Raw genomic sequence first — 16,240 nt, forward strand, 5'->3', positions numbered from 1 at the left:
AGCTACGTCTAAGTACACATACCAAGTGGAGGATACCCATGGCAAACGTTCTTGTCTTTGGTCACCAGAACCCCGATAACGACGCCATCATGAGCGCCGTCGTTCTGTCTCAGCTGCTCAACCAGGTTGAGTATGCCGGCAACACCTATGAGGTCTGCGCTCTTGGTCAGCTTCCGGCAGAGTCCGCCAAGCTGCTCGCAGACGCCGGCATTGCCGAGCCCCGCATGATTGAGTCCGTCGAGGCCGGCCAGCTTGTCGTTCTCACCGACCATAACGAGTCCGCCCAGTCCGTCGCCGGCCTTAAGGACGCCACGGTCTTTGGCGTCGTTGACCATCACCGCATCGGCGACTTTGAGACCGCCGGCCCGCTGCACTACATCTGCCTGCCCTGGGGTTCCAGCTGCACCATCGTCACTAAGCTCGCCGGCGTGCTCGGCGTTGAGCTTTCCGACGTTCAGGCCAAGCTGCTGCTCTCGGCCATGATGACCGACACGCTCATGCTCAAGAGCCCCACCACCACCGATGTCGACCGCGCCGTCGCCGCCAAGCTCGGCGAGCAGGTGGGCGTCGACCCGGTCAAGTTTGGCATGGAGGTCTTCCTCACCCGTCCGTCCGGCTCCTTCACCGCAGCCGAGATGGTCGGCAACGACATCAAGATGTTCGAGCCCGCCGGCAAGAAGCTGCTCATCGGCCAGTACGAGACCGTCGACAAGAGCCGTGCGCTCGGCATGATCGACGAGATCCGCGAGGCCATGCGCGCCTACGCCGCCGAGAAGGGTGCCGACGGCATCGTCCTGTGCATCACCGACATCATGGAGGAGGGCTCGCAGGTCCTGCTCGAGGGCGAGACCGAGGCCGCTCAGAAGGGCCTGGGCATTGCCGACGAGCACGACGGCGTCTGGATGCCGGGCGTCCTCTCCCGTAAGAAGCAGGTCGCTGCCCCCATCATGGCCGCCTGCTAGGTTTTGTAGCCTGCTACGACCGGACCGCGGACGCCCCGCGCTCCGGTCGTTTTTTGTGCGCGGGACCGCGTCCTCTATTGGACAGGGGCGCCCGTACCGTTGGGCAAATAATGTTCAACCTGTGGTTCCGCTTTTCGGCCACGCCTGCGTGCTTGTCGTGCAGGGTAGGCTAGATGCAAGCGTAATACGTTGGAGCGCGGTGCCGCCACTTGGGCGGGCCGTGCTTTTTTAAGACGGGAGCTTTCCCGTGAAAGGAGCCGCCCATGGCAGCAACTGAGCAGCTGTTCAACGTTCGTGAGCGCAAGCGCTTTGAACGTCATGACATCTGGGAGCGCATCGCCGAGAACGGCACGATTTCCGCCGCCGTCATGGTCATCGCCGCCATCGCCGCCGTTATCTGCGCCAACACCGATGTCTACGAGGCTATCCATCACTTTTTGGAGACCCCGCTGTATGTGGGTCTGGGCAACCTTACGGCTGGCCTCACCGTCGAGCTTTTCGTCAACGACTTTCTCATGGCGATCTTCTTTTTGTTGGTGGGCATTGAGCTTAAGTACGAGATGACGGTCGGCGAGCTCAAGAATCCGCGTCAGGCCATGCTTCCCATGCTGGCAGCCGTGGGCGGCGTCGTCGTTCCCGCCTGCATCTACCTGATCTTTAACCATGCCGGCGCCCGCAACGGTTGGGCCATCCCCATGGCAACCGATATTGCCTTTGCGCTGGGCGTGCTGTCGCTTTTGGGCAATCGCGTGCCCAACGGCGTGCGCGTGTTCTTCTCGACGCTCGCCATCGCCGACGACCTCATCTCCATCGCCGCCATCGCCATTTTCTACGGCCAGAGCCCCAGTCCGTTTTGGCTGGGTGCCGCTGCAGTTGTGACCTGCGCACTTGTGTGGCTCAACAAGACTCAGCATTATCGCCTTGCCCCGTACTCGGTGCTTGGTCTGCTGCTGTGGTTTTGCATGTTTAAGAGCGGCGTGCACGCCACGCTTGCCGGTGTCATCCTGGCCTTCACCATCCCGGCCAAGTGCGGTGTTAAGCTCGATAGCCTTACCGATTGGCTAGGCGAGTACCTGCCGTTGCTCGACGACCGTTACGACGACGAGGCGCACATCCTGGGCCAGCACGACTTTACCCTTTCGACCACCAAGGTCGAGCGTGTCATGCACCGTGTGACCCCGCCGCTCATCCGCATGGAGCGCCTGATCTCCACGCCGGTCAACTTTGTGATCCTGCCGATCTTTGCGTTTGTCAACGCGCAGGTTCGCCTGGTGGGCGTGGACATGAGCGTGCTGCTTACCGACCCGGTGACCCTCGGCGTGTACTTTGGCATGCTGCTGGGTAAGCCGATCGGTATCTTTGGCGTGACGTTTGCCCTGGTCAAGCTTAAGGCTTGCGAGCTGCCTCATAACGTTAACTGGCATATGATCGCCGGCGTGGGCATTTTGGGTGGCATCGGCTTTACCATGTCGATCCTCATCAGCGGCCTCGCCTTCCCGACGGCCCAGTTCGAGGTTCTGGCCGCCAAGGCCGCCATTCTTGCCGGTTCTGTTACCGCGGCCGTGCTGGGCATGATCTACATGAGCGTGGTCTGCAAGCACCCTTCGCCCAAGGACGAGTAGGAGCGCGAAAACCGGGGCCGGACATGCCCCGGATGCCCTCGTGTGAAAAAATGCCGTTTGTGAGCACTGTCACAAACGGCATTTCATTTATTTGCCATTTTTATTCCACGGTGCCGTAGACGGCGCCCCAGCCGTGGGCGGCAAGGGCCGAGTTAAGCTGGTCGCAAAGCGATTGGCGGTCGTAGTGGCCGGGCGGCAAAAGATTCACGATTTCCATGAGATCGGGCGCCAGGTCCAAGATCTCCGCCTGAACGATTAGATCCAGGCGGTCAATGGCCTTACGGTCATAAAACAAGCCGTCGACCAGACGCTGCAGGTCTCCGAACTCCTCGGCTTGAAAAGAGCCGTATTCCATACTGCCTCCTTGGATGTGCCATGCGGCTATACGGGTCATACGGTGGATATCGTAATTCATTGCGATGGACTTAATCTATCACGGCTTCATACCGTTGCGGCGGTAGCGGTCTATACTTAGACAAACTGCAACGTCCCGCTTTGCGAAAGGTCGCACCCATGCAGACGATCTACCAGAAGATGGAAACCACCGAACTCGATGCCGCCATCGAGGCTCTCAAAGCCGAGGTTGCCGAGGTCAAGGCCAAGGGCCTGGCGCTCGACATGGCGCGCGGCAAGCCGTCGCCCTCCCAGGTGGACATCTCGCGCCCCATGCTCGATATCCTCAATGCCGACGCCGATCTGCACGACGGTAACGTCGACTGCTCCAACTACGGCTGCTTTGAGGGCATCCCCTCGGCACGCAAGCTGGCGGGGGAGTTCCTGGGTTGCCCCGCCGATCAGACGCTCGTACTGGGTTCGTCGAGCCTTTTGATCGAGCACGATATCGCCGGTATGTTCTGGCGCTGCGGCTCGTGCGGCAGCGAGCCTTGGGAGGCTTATGAGGCCGCGCACGACGGTAAGAAGGTCAAGTTCCTGTGCCCGGTTCCCGGCTACGACCGTCATTTTGGCATCACCGCCGACCTGGGTATCGAGAACGTCCCCGTCGCGATGACCGGCAGCGGCCCCGACATGGACGAGGTAGAGCGCCTGGTTGCCACCGACGACTCCATCAAGGGCATCTGGTGCGTGCCCAAGTATTCCAACCCCACGGGCATCACCTTTAGCGAGGACACCGTGCGCCGCTTGGTCGAGATGCCCACGGCCGCGCCCGATTTTCGCATCTTTTGGGACAACGCCTACTGCGTGCACGACCTGTACGACGAGACCGACGAGCTCGCCAACATCTTCGATCTTGCCCGCGCGGCGGATACCGAGGACCGCGTGGTGGCATTCGCCTCGACGTCCAAGATCACCTTCCCGGGCGCGGGCATCGGCTTTATCGGTGCGAGTCCCGCGGTCATCGCGGAGTTCTCCAAGCGCCTGAAGGCCGGTCTTATCAGCGCCGACAAGCTCAACCAGCTACGCCACGTGCGCTTCCTTCCCACCATCGAGGCGGTCAAGGAGCACATGAAAAAGCATGCCGAGTTCTTGCGTCCGCGCTTTGAGGCCGTCGAGCGCAAGCTCACTGAGGGCCTGGGCGATACGGGTTGCGCTACTTGGACGCATCCCCGCGGCGGCTACTTTGTGAGCTTTGATGGCCCCGAGGGCTCGGCCCAAAAGGTCGCCGCGCTTTGCGCCGACCTGGGTGTCAAGCTCACGCCGGCAGGTGCCACCTGGCCTTATGGCAAGGATCCGCGCGACACCAACATCCGCATCGCGCCGAGTTATCCCACGGTCGAGGACCTAGAGGCCGCACTCGACGTGCTGGTGCTGGCCGTCAAGCTTGTCGCTGCCGAGCTTGCTCGTGCCGAGCGCGCCTAACGCGTAGGGCCCCGCAAATACGCGTCCAGTACCATCCGCACTCTCGATACGCAAAGGAGCGTATACATGGATTTGGGTATTTCCACCAACCCCACGCCGGAGCTCTACACCATCAGGGTGACCGGTGAGATTGATATCTCTAACGCCGACAGCTTGCGTAACGCCATCGACTTGGCGCTCGAGCAGCCCACCGAGGCCGTTGAGCTCGACTTTGCCCAGGTGAGCTATATCGACTCGACAGGTATTGGCGTACTTGTGGGCGCCGCGCACCACGCAGCCGATCACGACAAGCGGTTTGGCTGCGTCAACGTGCAGCCCCCGGTGATGCGCGTGGTTCAGTTGCTGGGTGTCGACCAGGAGATTTCAATTACGGCGGCATAAGCCCTGCCCCAAAAAGGGCGTGCCGTTTGGTATATGTTTGTGATGCGCTCGGATGTTTTGACGTCCGGGCGCTATACTTGACCGAATGAATAGACGAGTTCCGGCCGAATGGCGCGGTGCGGGCTCGACTCACATCGAGCCTTGGAGGTATGTGTGTTTGGTATTGGAGAGGGTGAGCTCGCGATCATCGTGGTCTTCGGCTTTTTGCTGTTTGGCCCGGATAAGCTCCCGCAGATGGGCCGCACGATCGGCCGTGCCATCCGTCAGTTCCGCGAGACGCAGGAAAAGATGACGGCTGTTGTTCAGTCCGAGATTATCGATCCGGTAAGCGAGGCCGCTTCGGCTCCGGTCAAGCCCAAGAAGGCTGCCGTCGATGACGATTCCGATACGGACGAGGATGCCGTCGAGACGGCCGCGCCCGCAAAGAAGGAGACCTTTGCCGAGCGCCGTGCCCGCCTTGCCGCCGAGAAGGCCGCGAGTGAGGGTGCTGCCGAGGACGAAGGTGCTGCTGGTGAGGCTGAGGGCGCCGAGTCTGCCGCTGCCGCCGTCGAGCCCGAGCCTGCTGCAGAGCCGGAGCCCGAGCCCGAGCCGGCAGAGCCCACGACGGCTGACCTCTACGCCCGTCGTCCCCGCAAGCGCAAGGCCGTCGTCGACCAGCTCGCTCGCGAGCTCGAGGCCGAGGACGACGCCGCTGCCGCCCATGCCCCGAAGGGAGGCGATGAGTAATGCCTATCGGACCTGCGCGCATGCCGCTCTTCGATCATCTGGGTGAGCTCCGTCGCCGCCTGACCATCGTGGTCGTGTCGGTCTTTGCCGCCGCCATCGTGCTGTATTTCGCCACGCCCGTGGTGCTCGACATCCTGGAAGACCCCATCCGCTCCTTTGTGCCGGACGGTAAGTTCTACATCACCACCACGCTCGGCGGCTTTGGTCTGCGCTTTTCGCTGGCCCTCAAGATGGCCGTTGTCATGTGCACGCCTATGATCATTTGGCAGATTCTGGCGTTTTTCCTGCCGGCGCTTCGCCCCAACGAGCGCAAGTGGGTTGTGCCCACGGTGCTCGCCTCGACGGTGCTGTTCTTCCTGGGCGCAATCTTTTGCTACTTCATCATCATCCCTGCGGGCTTTGAGTGGCTCATCGGCGAAACCTCGGCCGTCGCTACGGCGCTGCCCGATCTGGAGAACTACGTCAACATGGAGCTGCTCTTTATGATCGGCTTTGGTGTGGCGTTTGAGCTGCCGCTCATCATCTTCTACCTGTCTGTCTTCCATATCGTGTCCTATGCGGCCTTCCGCGGTGCCTGGCGTTACGTATACGTTGGCCTGCTTGCGGGCTCGGCTGTGATTACGCCCGACGGCTCGCCCGTTACGCTGGGTCTCATGTATGGCGCCCTGCTCTCGCTCTACGAGATTTCGCTCGCCATCGCCCGCGTGGTCATTACCGCGCGCGATGGCAAGGAAGGCTTGTTTGTGAGCCGTCTGGATCTGTTCTCGAACGACGACGAGGACGACGAGGAGTAAATCCGTATGCACGAGGTTGGCATTGTCAACGGCATACTCGATACAGTGATTCGCGCGGCGCGTGGGGCGGGGGCCTCGCGCGCTGTTTTGGTAACGCTGCGCATTGGGGATATGACCGAAGTTGTGCGTGAGGCGCTCGACTTTGCGTGGGAGACGTTTCGCGACGAGGACATGCTCACGCGCGGCTGCGAGCTTGCCGTGGAGGAAGTCCATCCACAAAGCGAGTGCCTGGACTGCCGCGAGGTCTTTGAACACGACCGCTTCCATTGCCGCTGTCCTCAGTGTGGCGGCACCAACGTGCGCCTGCTGCACGGCCGCGAGCTCGACATCGCCAGCATCGAGATTGAAACCCCCGACAATTAACCAGCCTGCCATTTGGGGACGGGGTATAAATGGTAGAAGTAAGGAGTGCCGAGTATGGCCGAGAAAACTATTGATATCGCATCGCCGATTCTGTCGCGCAATGAGCGCCTGGCAGATCAGCTGCGTCAGCGATTCAAAGAGACAGGCACCTATGTGATCAATGTGCTGTCGAGTCCCGGCTCTGGTAAGACCACCACGATTCTGGGCACCAACGAGCGCCTGCGCGACAAAGCCGGCCTGCGCTGTGCCGTCATCGAGGGCGATATCGCCTCGGATGTCGACGCCATCACCATGAAGGAAGCCGGCATGCCCGCCATTCAGATCAACACGGGCGGTCTGTGCCACCTCGAGGGCAACATGATCATGGAGGCCGTTGATGCGTTTGACCAGGCAGTGGGCCTTCAAAACATCGATGTTATCTTTATCGAAAACGTGGGCAATCTGGTCTGTCCGGTCGACTTTGACCTGGGCGAGAACCTGTCCATCATGATTCTCTCGGTGCCCGAGGGCGACGACAAGCCCATTAAGTACCCGGGCATCTTCCAGCACGCTGGCGCACAGCTGCTCAACAAGGTCGATGTGGCCCCGGCTTTCGATTTTGACATGGATAGGTATACTAAGACACTCGATGACCTCAATCCGCAGGCGCCGCGGTTTGCCGTGAGCGCACGCAAGGGCGAGGGCATGGATGCCTGGTGCGATTGGCTCATCGGGCAGATCGAACAAACAAGGGCGTAAGTCGGCCGTCGTACGTGCGGTCGCAGCCGCAGACACACGAGATAGGAGCCTCTTTTGAAGCTCATCATCGCCGAGAAAAACGACGCCGCGCGTCAGATTGCCGAGCGTCTTTCCACGGGTAAGCCCAAAAAGGACAAGGTGTACAACACCCCCATCTACCGTTTTGAGTGGAAGGGCGAGGAGTGCGTGACAATCGGCCTTGCCGGTCACATCCTTGCGCCCGATTTTTGCGACAGCGTGCTGTTCGATAAAAAGCTGGGTTGGTATTCGGTCACCGAGGACGGCGAGATGCTGCCGGCCGACATGCCCGATGGCCTGGCGCGTCCTCCCTATGACACCAAGCGCAAACCGTTCCTTGCCGACGGTATCTCCATCAAAGGCTGGAAGCTCGAGAGCCTGCCCTACCTTACCTGGGCGCCCGTTATCAAGCTACCGGCCGAGAAAGAACTCATTCGCTCGCTCAAGAACCTTGCCAAGAAGTCCGACAGCGTCATCATCGCTACGGACTTCGATCGCGAGGGCGAGCTGATTGGTTCGGACGCCCTCAACAAGGTGCGCGAGGTTGCGCCCGACTTGCCGGTTGCCCGCGCCCAGTACTCTTCGTTTACCAAGGCCGAGATCACGCAGGCCTTTGATAACCTCGTCTCGCTCGACCAGAACCTGGCCGATGCCGGCGAGAGCCGTCAGCACATCGACCTCATTTGGGGTGCGGTGCTCACGCGCTACCTGACGCTCGCCAAGTTTGGCGGCTTTGGCAACGTGCGTTCTGCCGGCCGCGTGCAGACCCCGACGCTCGCCTTGGTGGTCGAGCGCGAGCGCGAGCGCATGGCGTTTGTGCCCGAGGACTACTGGCAGATCCGCGGCATGGCTGCCGCGCAGGCTGCTGCCGAGGACGACCGCTTTAAGATCGCGCACAAGACGGCGCGTTTTACCGACAAGGATGCTGCTGAGACGGCGTACGGTCACGTTGACGGTGCCAAGACGGCAACCGTTGCCGCGGTGACCAAGCGCTCGCGCAAGCAGCAGCCGCCCACGCCGTTTGCGACCACCTCGCTGCAGGCAGCCGCTGCGGCCGAGGGCATATCGCCCGCACGCACCATGCGCATCGCCGAGTCCCTCTACATGGCGGGTCTTATCAGCTATCCGCGTGTCGACAACACCGTGTACCCCGCGACGCTCGATCTGGGCGCCGTGGTGAGCGATCTGGCAAAGATCAACCCGGCGCTGGCGCCCGTATGCAAAAAGGTGCTCGCCGGTCCCATGAAGCCCACGCGCGGCAAGGTCGAGACCACCGACCACCCGCCTATCTATCCCACGGGCGAGGGCGATCCGTCCACGCTCGACGGTGGCCAGCGCAAGCTCTACGACCTCATCACTCGTCGCTTCCTGGCGACGCTTATGGGCCCCGCCACCATCGAGAACACCAAGCTCGAGCTCGACGTGAACGGCGAGCCGTTCGTGGCTTCGGGCGATGTGCTCGTGACCCCGGGTTTCCGCGAGGCATACCCGTACGGACTCAAGCGCGACGAGCAGATGCCGCCGCTGGAGCAGGGCGACACGGTCGACGTATTCGACATTAAGCTCGAGGCCAAGCAGACCGAGCCGCCCGCACGCTACAGCCAGGGCAAGCTCGTGCAGGAGATGGAAAAGCGCGGCCTGGGCACCAAGTCCACGCGCGCGAGCATCATCGAGCGCCTGTACGCCGTGCGCTACCTCAAAAACGATCCCGTGGAGCCGAGTCAGCTGGGTATCGCCATCATCGATGCACTGTCGCAGTTTGCCCCGCGCATCACGAGCCCCGATATGACCAGCGAGCTCGACGGCGACATGACCCGCGTGGAGCGCGGCGAAGATACCGAAGAGCATGTCGTGACGCACTCGCGCGCGCTGCTGGCCGGCGTGCTCGATGAGCTGCTCAAGCATACGCAGGAGCTGGGCGACGCCATCAGCGATGCCGTCACGGCCGATGCGCGCGTGGGCGCCTGCCCCAAGTGCGGCAAGGATCTGGTTATGAAGACGAGCGCCAAGACCCGCGGCAGCTTTATCGGCTGCATGGGCTGGCCCGACTGCGACGTGACCTATCCGGTGCCGAGCGGCGTCAAGGTAAGCCCGCTCGAGGGCGAGGCGGCCGTGTGCCCCGAGTGCGGCGCACCGCGCATTAAGTGCCAGCCGTTCCGCCAGAAGGCTTTCGAGATCTGCGTGAACCCCACGTGTCCCACCAATTACGAGCCCGACCTTAAGGTGGGCGAGTGCAAGGTGTGTGCCGAGGCCGGACGCCATGGCGATCTGATTGCGCACAAGAGCGAGAAGAGCGGCAAGCGCTTTATCCGCTGCACCAACTATGACGATTGCGGCGTGAGCTATCCGCTGCCGGCGCGTGGCAAACTCGAGGCGACGGGCGAGACCTGTCCCGAGTGCGGCGCTCCCATCGTGGTGGTCAACACGGCGCGCGGTCCGTGGCGTATCTGCGTCAACATGGACTGCCCGACCAAGGAGAAGAAGCCCGCCCGCGGCCGCAAGACGACGACCAAGGCGAGCACGGCAAAGAAGACGACGACTGCGAAGAAGACCACGGCGGCCAAAAAGACGACGGCCAAAAAGACGACGGCCAAGAAGTCGGCTACCAAAAAGACCGCTGCCGACAAGTAACCGAGCACATATAGACACGGCGGGGCCGGGCGCGCAAATGCAAATGCGCGCCCGGCCCCACTTCTAAGTTGCGGTGAAATAGGGACTGTTTTTGCTGGCAAAAGGCCTAATTGATCCCTATTTCACCGCAAGTTTTGATCAGTTGTTGGGATTACTTCACCTCGACGGGTGCGGCGCCGGGGTAGCGGTCCTCAAAGTCCAGACGGTATTTGTTGTCGTTGGTGCCCGCTACGTTGTCGCGCGCCAGCGGCGCCACGATCTCGTCCTTGTGGTTGGCGGGGCTGGAGTACTCAAGGCTGATCTCCCAAGCGTCGCAAATGACGTCAATGCGATTCTCCAGGTCGTCGTAGAGCGCGATGATGTCTTTCCACGAGCTGTAGTTCTGCGAGTCGATGGGAACGTCCAGATCCTCGACCCCGTCCTTGAGGTCGCCGATCTGATCCTCGAGCGCCTCGGCGGCATCGCTGGCCGACTGACGCGAGCTTCGGTCATCCTTAAGGTAATACGTGTTGAATGTGGTGGCGCAGTCGCGAACCTGCTGATCAAGATCGGAGAGCCTGCTGTAGTAGGAGCTCAGCTGGTCGTAGACGTTCTGCTCGCTGATGGTGGCGGCATCGTGGGCGTCATCGTTATCATCGTCAAGCTTGTTGGGGTCGCCCTTGACGGACACATCGTCGTCATCGTGGTCGATCTTGACCTTCTCGATGGTTGTGCCCTTGGAATCGTCGGCGTTCTTGTTGAACGGTCCGATCATGAAGAATGCGACCAGCGCGATAATCACGACGACCAACACGGCGATGATGCCGATAAACAGAGCGTTGTTGTTTTTGGGCGCGGCGGGAGCACCGGACTGCGGAGCAGCGGTCGGAATGGGTTGCTGAGCCGCGGCGTTGGCCGCAGCCCATTGCTGCGTCGTGCCGACTTCGGGCTGGGAAGCGGGTGCGGGTTGATGGGCAGACTGTACGGTCACGTCTGCCGGTTGGGGCTGAGTCGCCGTGGGCTGCTGCGCAGACTGAACCGTGGTCGCGGCGGTGTCGAAGGCGGCGTTGGGTGCGGCGGCATGTTCGGCTGCCTGTGCATTCTCTTGCGACTGAGAGGCCTGGCCATCATCGGTTACCGGCGTTCCGCAGCTGGTGCAAAAACGCTCGTCGTCATTCAGAAGCTTGCCGCAATGGGTACAAAACCGGGGCATGATGGTTCCTTCCATTCGATGTGTTGGCTAGATTATAAGATGGTTCAGGTGCGGTTGGGCCGCGCCGACCCAACTGGTTATGTGAGGATGATCATGTCGCGCAAGCCCTGTCGCATGCGTCACAATGAGTGCGGCGTGCTGGGTGTCCGGCGCGGCCGTTTATCGACGGCTCGGTAGAATGCGATGGTGGGGAGTGAGTCTGTGTACTGCGGCGAGCAAGGTCGGGGTGGCGGCGACAGCGTAGAGGCGTTCCGGTTCCCGCCGGGGGATGCACCCCTCACTGCGCGCGATTGCTCGCGTCGAGTGTTTTGTGCCGGAATGTTGACCGGAGCGCTTGCCTCGGTGATGAGTCTCGGCGGTTGTGCCGCGCGCCGCAACGAGGCTGAGGGCTCCGCTGTCCCTGTCAAACAAAAAGCGAATCATCCGTCCGCTCAAAAGGCGGAAGCTGTCTCCCGGGCTTCTTGGATTGCCGGCCTCCAGCAAGATATCGAAGCCCTTGTCGAGCCGTATGGTGGGTCTACCTCGGTCTATGCTGTGGCGCTTGATCCTCAAACGTTCACGTCGCTCGATGGTGAAGTCGCTGTGGCGCCGGACGCGCGACATGTGGCGGCAAGCATCATCAAGCTTCCCGTTCTCGCTTGTGCGCTCGAGACCGTGGCGGCGGGCGAGCTGTCCCTCGACGAGCAGATAACGGTAGCGCAACAGGATATCGTGGGTGGCAGCGGCAACATTCAGTCGCGCGGCGCGGGTGTGTCGTACAGTATTGACGAGCTACTGCACGCCATGATCGCCCAGAGCGATAACGTGGCAGCGAACCTTGTTATCGGCAGGCTTGGCATGGATACGGTCAACGAAACGTGTGCCGCATTGGGGCTGACCCAGACCGTGCTCGCTCGTTTGATGATGGATGCCGAGGCCCAGGCACAAGGTCGCGAGAACTATACGAGCGCCCGTGATGCTGCGGCCGTGTTGCAGCAGCTGGCGGCGGGGACAATCGCGACGCCCGAGCTGTGCGAGCGAGCGCGCGGATATCTGCTGGCGCAGGAAGACGCGCGCGGTATTGTCGAGGGCGTTCCCGGCGGCGTTTTGGTCGCGCACAAAACGGGCAGCCTGGCGAATGCTCAGCACGATGCCGCAATCATCTACGCCGAGCGCCCTTACGTGCTGGCAATCCTCACCCAAGACCTCGAACGCGAGCAGGCCCTAGCCCTTGAGCGCGATATTTCCTTCGCCATCAACGCTCGCGCCCACTCCTAACTTGCGGTGAAATAGGGATTGTATTTGCTGTTAGAAGGCGTATTCAGTCCCTATTTCACCGCAACTTAGAGGGTCGGCAGTTAAGGACGTTCCTCTTCGGCCGGCACTTTAGGAACGTCCCTAACTGCCGCCTAGCGACCAGGCCGTATTTGGGGTGCGCCGGACGCTGGGGTATCATGGCTTGGTTGCTATAACTTGCACTTTCGCGCCTTGTAGGAAGGGACTGCGCCCATGGCTTTTGAGCCCGCTCAACATAGCTTTATCACGCTCGAGGGCGTCGATGGTGCCGGTAAGTCCACGCAGGCGCGCCTGCTGGCCCGTGCGCTCGAGCTCGCTGGCTACCAGGTCGTGACCCTGCGTGAGCCGGGTGGTACCGCCATTAGTGAAAAGATCCGTGCTCTGCTGCTCGACCCCGCCAATACGGCGATGGGGGATACCTGCGAGCTGCTGCTCTACGAGGCCGCACGCGCCCAGCTGGTGCACGAGGTCATATCTCCCGCCCTCGCTGCCGGCAAGGTGGTCCTGTGCGACCGTTTCTACGATTCCACGACCTGCTATCAGGCGTTTGCCGACGGCCTCGATCGCCAGATGGTACGCGACGCCAACAACCTTGCTGTCGCGGGGACGCACCCGGCACTCACGCTCGTCTATCACATCACGCCCGAGCAAGCGGCGCTGCGCATGTCCGCCCGTGGTGCGGTCGACCGCATGGAGGCCAAGGGCATGGCGTTCCAGGAGCGCGTTTACCAGGGATTTAGTGCCATTGCCGCCGAGGAACCAGATCGCGTGAAGCTCATCGATGCCACCGCTTCCATCGAGGACGTCTTCGCGCAGACGGTCGAGCAGGTTCGCGCGTACGGTCTCGACATTTCCCAGGACGCCGTCACCGCCTCGCTTGCCCAGGAGGCCGAGTAACATGGCCCCCGCTCAGACAAGCCTGCTGGCCAAGCTCGACACCCAAGAGCGCGTACGCGATTTTTTGACCAACGCCGTCGCCAGCGGCCGCGCATCGCACGCCTACCTGTTTTTGGGCGCTCCCGGTGCCGGCAAGCTCGATGCCGCCTGGGCGCTCGCCCAAGCCTTCCTGTGCGAGCAGGACGGCTGCGGCTCATGCGATAGCTGTGTGCGTGTCGCCCGCCATACGCACCCCGACGTGCACTATTACACGCCCGAGAGCGCCACGGGCTACCTCATCGCCCAGACCCGCGAGCTGCTCGACGACGTGCCGCTGGCGCCCATCCGTGCCAAGGCCAAGGTCTACATCATCGACCGTGCCGAGCAGCTGCGCGCCAACACCGCCAACGCACTGCTCAAGACGCTCGAGGAGCCGCCCGAGGGCGTTATGTTTATCTTGCTGGGCACCTCGGCAGACGTGATGTTGCCCACCATCGTGAGCCGCTGCCAGTGCGTGCCGTTTCGGCTGGTGTCGCCCGCCGTGGCCACGAAGGCCGTGAGCCGCGCGACGGGCCAGGATCTCGCACGCTGTCGCATGGCGGTCGCCGTGGCGGGGAGCCCCACGCGCGGCATCGAGTTCCTTAAGAGCGCCGAGCGTCAGGATGCTCGCCGCCAGATGGTCCGCGCCATCGATTCGCTCATCGCCGCCGACGAGGCCGATGTACTCAGCCGTGCCAAGTCGCTCATCGTCGCCGTTAAGGCTCCGCTCGCCGAGGTCAAGTCCACGCAGGAAAAGGTGCTCGAGCAAAACGCCGATTATCTGTCGCGTGGAGCATTGAAGCAGCTTGAGGACCGCAACAAGCGCGAACTCAATGCGCGCGAGCGTTCGGGTATCATGGAAGCGCTGGCGAGCGCGCGGACGCTCATGCGCGACGTGCTGCTGACGCTTCAGGATGAGGCGGCAGACATTGTGAACGAGGACGTGCGCGACACGATCGGGCGGCTTGCCGCCGCGACGAATGTTGCGGGTGCCACCCGGGCGCTCGAGGCGGTCGCGACCGCCGAGCGCAACATTGCCAGAAACGTTACTCCCCAGCTGGCCATCGAGGTCATGCTGTTCGATATCAGGAAGGCACTGAAATGCCGTTAGTCGTACCCGTTAAGTTTACCTACGCCTCGCGCGACCTGTGGTTTGACCCGCAGGATCTGGATATCCTCGAGGCCGATTATGCCATTTGCTCCACCGAGCGCGGAACCGAGATCGGCCTGGTCACGGCCGATCCCTTCGAGGTGCCGCAAGACGAGATCGGTCAGCCGCTCAAGCCCGTGCTGCGTGTGGCGAGCGATATCGACCTGCAGCTTGCCGACGACCTGGCCATCCAGGGCGATGAGGCCATGGTCGATTTCCGCCGTCTGGTCAAAGATCTCGACCTCGAGATGAAGCCGGTGGGTGTCGAATACCTGTTTGGCGGCGAGAAAGCCGTGTTCTACTTTGCGGCCGAGGAGCGCGTCGATTTTCGTCAGCTCGTCAAGGACCTGTCCTCGACGCTGCACATTCGCGTTGACATGCGCCAGATTGGCGTGCGCGACGAGACCCGCTTGGTGGGCGGCTATGCCCAATGCGGACAGGAGCTCTGCTGCACGCGCTTTGGCGGACAGTTTGAGCCCGTCTCGATTCGCATGGCAAAAGAGCAGGACCTGCCGCTCAATTCGTCTAAGATCAGCGGCGTGTGCGGCCGCCTGATGTGCTGCCTGCGCTATGAGTTCGAGGCGTACAAGGACTTTAAGAGCCGTGCGCCCAAAAAGAAGACGCTCATCGATACGCCGCTCGGCAAGGCGCGTATCCAGGAATATGACACGCCTCGTGAGCAGCTGGTGCTGCGCCTGGAGAACGGTAAAGTCTTTAAGGTCAACCTGGCCGATATGACGTGCTCGGAGGGCTGCAAAAAGAAGGCCGCCGAGCAGGGCTGCAGCTGCCGCCCCGACTGCGTGACGCGCGATGTGCTCGAGCGTATCGAGTCGCCCGAGATGCGCCTGGCGCTCATGGAGCTCGATCGCGAGAACGGCGTCGACGTGGGCGATGGCCTGTCGAGTGCCGACCGTCTGGCCGGCACGTCGATGCCCAAGCGCCGTCGTCGCGATGCCGAATCCGATGCTTGTGCCAGTCAGGGCCAGGGCGAGGGTCGTGGCCGCGGAAAGGGCCGCGGCAAGGCCGAGGCGCCCGAGGCCGAGGAGGCGGCCGGCGGCCGTCGTCGCCGCAAGCGCGCGGCGTCCGTCGACAACGGCGAGACCGCGGGCAAGAACGCCTCTCGCGAGCGCGAGGCTCAGCAGCCCCAGCAGCAAAACCGCGGCGGCGGCATGAACCCCACGCGCCGTCGTCGCCACCACCTGTCGAGCGAGGAGCGCGAGGACGCCTTCCGCGCCGCAGCCGCTCGCGAGGCCGGTGCCGCTCCCAAGGGCGCCTCGGCCTCCGACGCGCCTGCCGACAAGGCTGGCAGGCCACGTGGCGAGGAGGAGCGTGCGCCGCGTCCGCGCCGTCGCCATTCCTCGGGCACGCAGCAGAAACCCTCGGTTCCTTCTGTGGCCGATCAGGTTTCGGATGGTGAAGTCAAGGTCACGCGCCGTCGCCCCGGCGATGGCGGAGGAGCTGCCGCCAAGGCTTCGCGCGGCGGTGCTCGCGACGAGCGCGAACCGCGTGAGGATCGCAGTGGCGAGGGTTCGGCCGACCAGAGTCAGAAGCGCCGTCGCCGTCGCCGTTCCCGCAAGCCGCGCCAGGATGGTGGCGAAGGCTCGACCCACACCTCGTCCGCACCGCAACCGCCTGCCGGCGAATAGCGCCCGCAA

The 16,240-nt window shown here is 62.4% G+C and carries 15 protein-coding genes; 13 read left to right on the plus strand and 2 right to left on the minus strand.

All coding sequences use genetic code 11. The annotated features are described in order from the left end of the window. Nucleotides 1-38 precede the first annotated feature (38 nt). Both FYJ40_RS00340 and nhaA read left to right on the plus strand, forming a co-directional pair. The gene (locus tag FYJ40_RS00340; protein WP_154515040.1) at nt 39-962 is read left to right on the plus strand and encodes a manganese-dependent inorganic pyrophosphatase; all 924 of its coding nucleotides are present in this window, start codon (nt 39-41) and stop codon (nt 960-962) included. Between the two features lie 263 nt (nt 963-1,225). Next, nucleotides 1,226-2,584: a Na+/H+ antiporter NhaA gene (gene nhaA / locus FYJ40_RS00345; protein ID WP_154515038.1), complete on the plus strand. Its 1,359-nt coding sequence runs from the start codon at nt 1,226-1,228 to the stop codon at nt 2,582-2,584. Nucleotides 2,585-2,684: 100 nt separating this feature from the next. Here the strand turns inward: nhaA and FYJ40_RS00350 are convergent, their stop codons facing one another. Next, entirely contained in the window at nt 2,685-2,939 is a 255-nt protein-coding gene (locus tag FYJ40_RS00350; protein ID WP_154515036.1) for a hypothetical protein, read from the minus strand. Between the two features lie 158 nt (nt 2,940-3,097). On the opposite strand from FYJ40_RS00350, the gene FYJ40_RS00355 reads away from it, so the two are divergent. The 7 genes from FYJ40_RS00355 to FYJ40_RS00385 all read left to right on the plus strand — a co-directional run bounded on the left by FYJ40_RS00355 (nt 3,098) and on the right by FYJ40_RS00385 (nt 10,053). Then, nucleotides 3,098-4,402 (plus strand): aminotransferase class I/II-fold pyridoxal phosphate-dependent enzyme, encoded by a 1,305-nt coding sequence (locus FYJ40_RS00355; RefSeq protein ID WP_154515034.1) that lies wholly within the window; start codon nt 3,098-3,100, stop codon nt 4,400-4,402. Between the two features lie 66 nt (nt 4,403-4,468). Next, nucleotides 4,469-4,783 (plus strand): STAS domain-containing protein, encoded by a 315-nt coding sequence (locus tag FYJ40_RS00360; RefSeq protein WP_154515032.1) that lies wholly within the window; start codon nt 4,469-4,471, stop codon nt 4,781-4,783. Nucleotides 4,784-4,936: 153 nt separating this feature from the next. After that, nucleotides 4,937-5,509: a twin-arginine translocase TatA/TatE family subunit gene (locus FYJ40_RS00365; RefSeq protein ID WP_370450546.1), complete on the plus strand. Its 573-nt coding sequence runs from the start codon at nt 4,937-4,939 to the stop codon at nt 5,507-5,509. Beyond that, nucleotides 5,509-6,303: a twin-arginine translocase subunit TatC gene (gene tatC, locus FYJ40_RS00370; protein WP_193221504.1), complete on the plus strand. Its 795-nt coding sequence runs from the start codon at nt 5,509-5,511 to the stop codon at nt 6,301-6,303. The genes FYJ40_RS00365 and tatC overlap by 1 nt, the downstream gene beginning before the upstream one ends. 6 nt (nt 6,304-6,309) lie before the next feature. Further along, on the plus strand, nt 6,310-6,666 hold the full coding sequence (gene hypA, locus FYJ40_RS00375) for a hydrogenase maturation nickel metallochaperone HypA (protein ID WP_152068469.1): 357 nt from the start codon (nt 6,310-6,312) through the stop codon (nt 6,664-6,666). Between the two features lie 54 nt (nt 6,667-6,720). Continuing rightward, nucleotides 6,721-7,404, plus strand: coding sequence for a hydrogenase nickel incorporation protein HypB (gene hypB / locus FYJ40_RS00380; protein WP_152068470.1), 684 nt, complete (start codon nt 6,721-6,723; stop codon nt 7,402-7,404). A gap of 54 nt (nt 7,405-7,458) precedes the next feature. Further along, the gene (locus tag FYJ40_RS00385; protein WP_154515028.1) at nt 7,459-10,053 is read left to right on the plus strand and encodes a DNA topoisomerase I; all 2,595 of its coding nucleotides are present in this window, start codon (nt 7,459-7,461) and stop codon (nt 10,051-10,053) included. Between the two features lie 151 nt (nt 10,054-10,204). Here the strand turns inward: FYJ40_RS00385 and FYJ40_RS00390 are convergent, their stop codons facing one another. After that, nucleotides 10,205-11,245: a zinc-ribbon domain-containing protein gene (locus tag FYJ40_RS00390; RefSeq protein ID WP_195838512.1), complete on the minus strand. Its 1,041-nt coding sequence runs from the start codon at nt 11,243-11,245 to the stop codon at nt 10,205-10,207. A 345-nt stretch (nt 11,246-11,590) separates the two neighbouring features. Here FYJ40_RS00390 and FYJ40_RS00395 point away from each other — a divergent pair, with 345 nt between their 5' ends. The 4 genes from FYJ40_RS00395 (at nt 11,591) to FYJ40_RS00410 (ending at nt 16,231) form a co-directional block, all read left to right on the plus strand. Then, nucleotides 11,591-12,502: a serine hydrolase gene (locus FYJ40_RS00395; protein WP_195838908.1), complete on the plus strand. Its 912-nt coding sequence runs from the start codon at nt 11,591-11,593 to the stop codon at nt 12,500-12,502. 231 nt (nt 12,503-12,733) lie between these two features. Next, on the plus strand, nt 12,734-13,417 hold the full coding sequence (gene tmk, locus FYJ40_RS00400) for a dTMP kinase (protein ID WP_154515022.1): 684 nt from the start codon (nt 12,734-12,736) through the stop codon (nt 13,415-13,417). 1 nt (nt 13,418) lies between these two features. Beyond that, the gene (locus FYJ40_RS00405; protein ID WP_154515020.1) at nt 13,419-14,546 is read left to right on the plus strand and encodes an ATP-binding protein; all 1,128 of its coding nucleotides are present in this window, start codon (nt 13,419-13,421) and stop codon (nt 14,544-14,546) included. Further along, entirely contained in the window at nt 14,537-16,231 is a 1,695-nt protein-coding gene (locus FYJ40_RS00410) for a regulatory iron-sulfur-containing complex subunit RicT (RefSeq protein WP_154515018.1), read from the plus strand. Before FYJ40_RS00405 ends, FYJ40_RS00410 begins: the two co-directional genes overlap by 10 nt. Nucleotides 16,232-16,240 lie beyond the last annotated feature (9 nt).

Origin of the sequence: Collinsella sp. WCA1-178-WT-3 (M1) (assembly GCF_009696325.1) — a bacterium.
Lineage (GTDB): Bacteria > Actinomycetota > Coriobacteriia > Coriobacteriales > Coriobacteriaceae > Collinsella.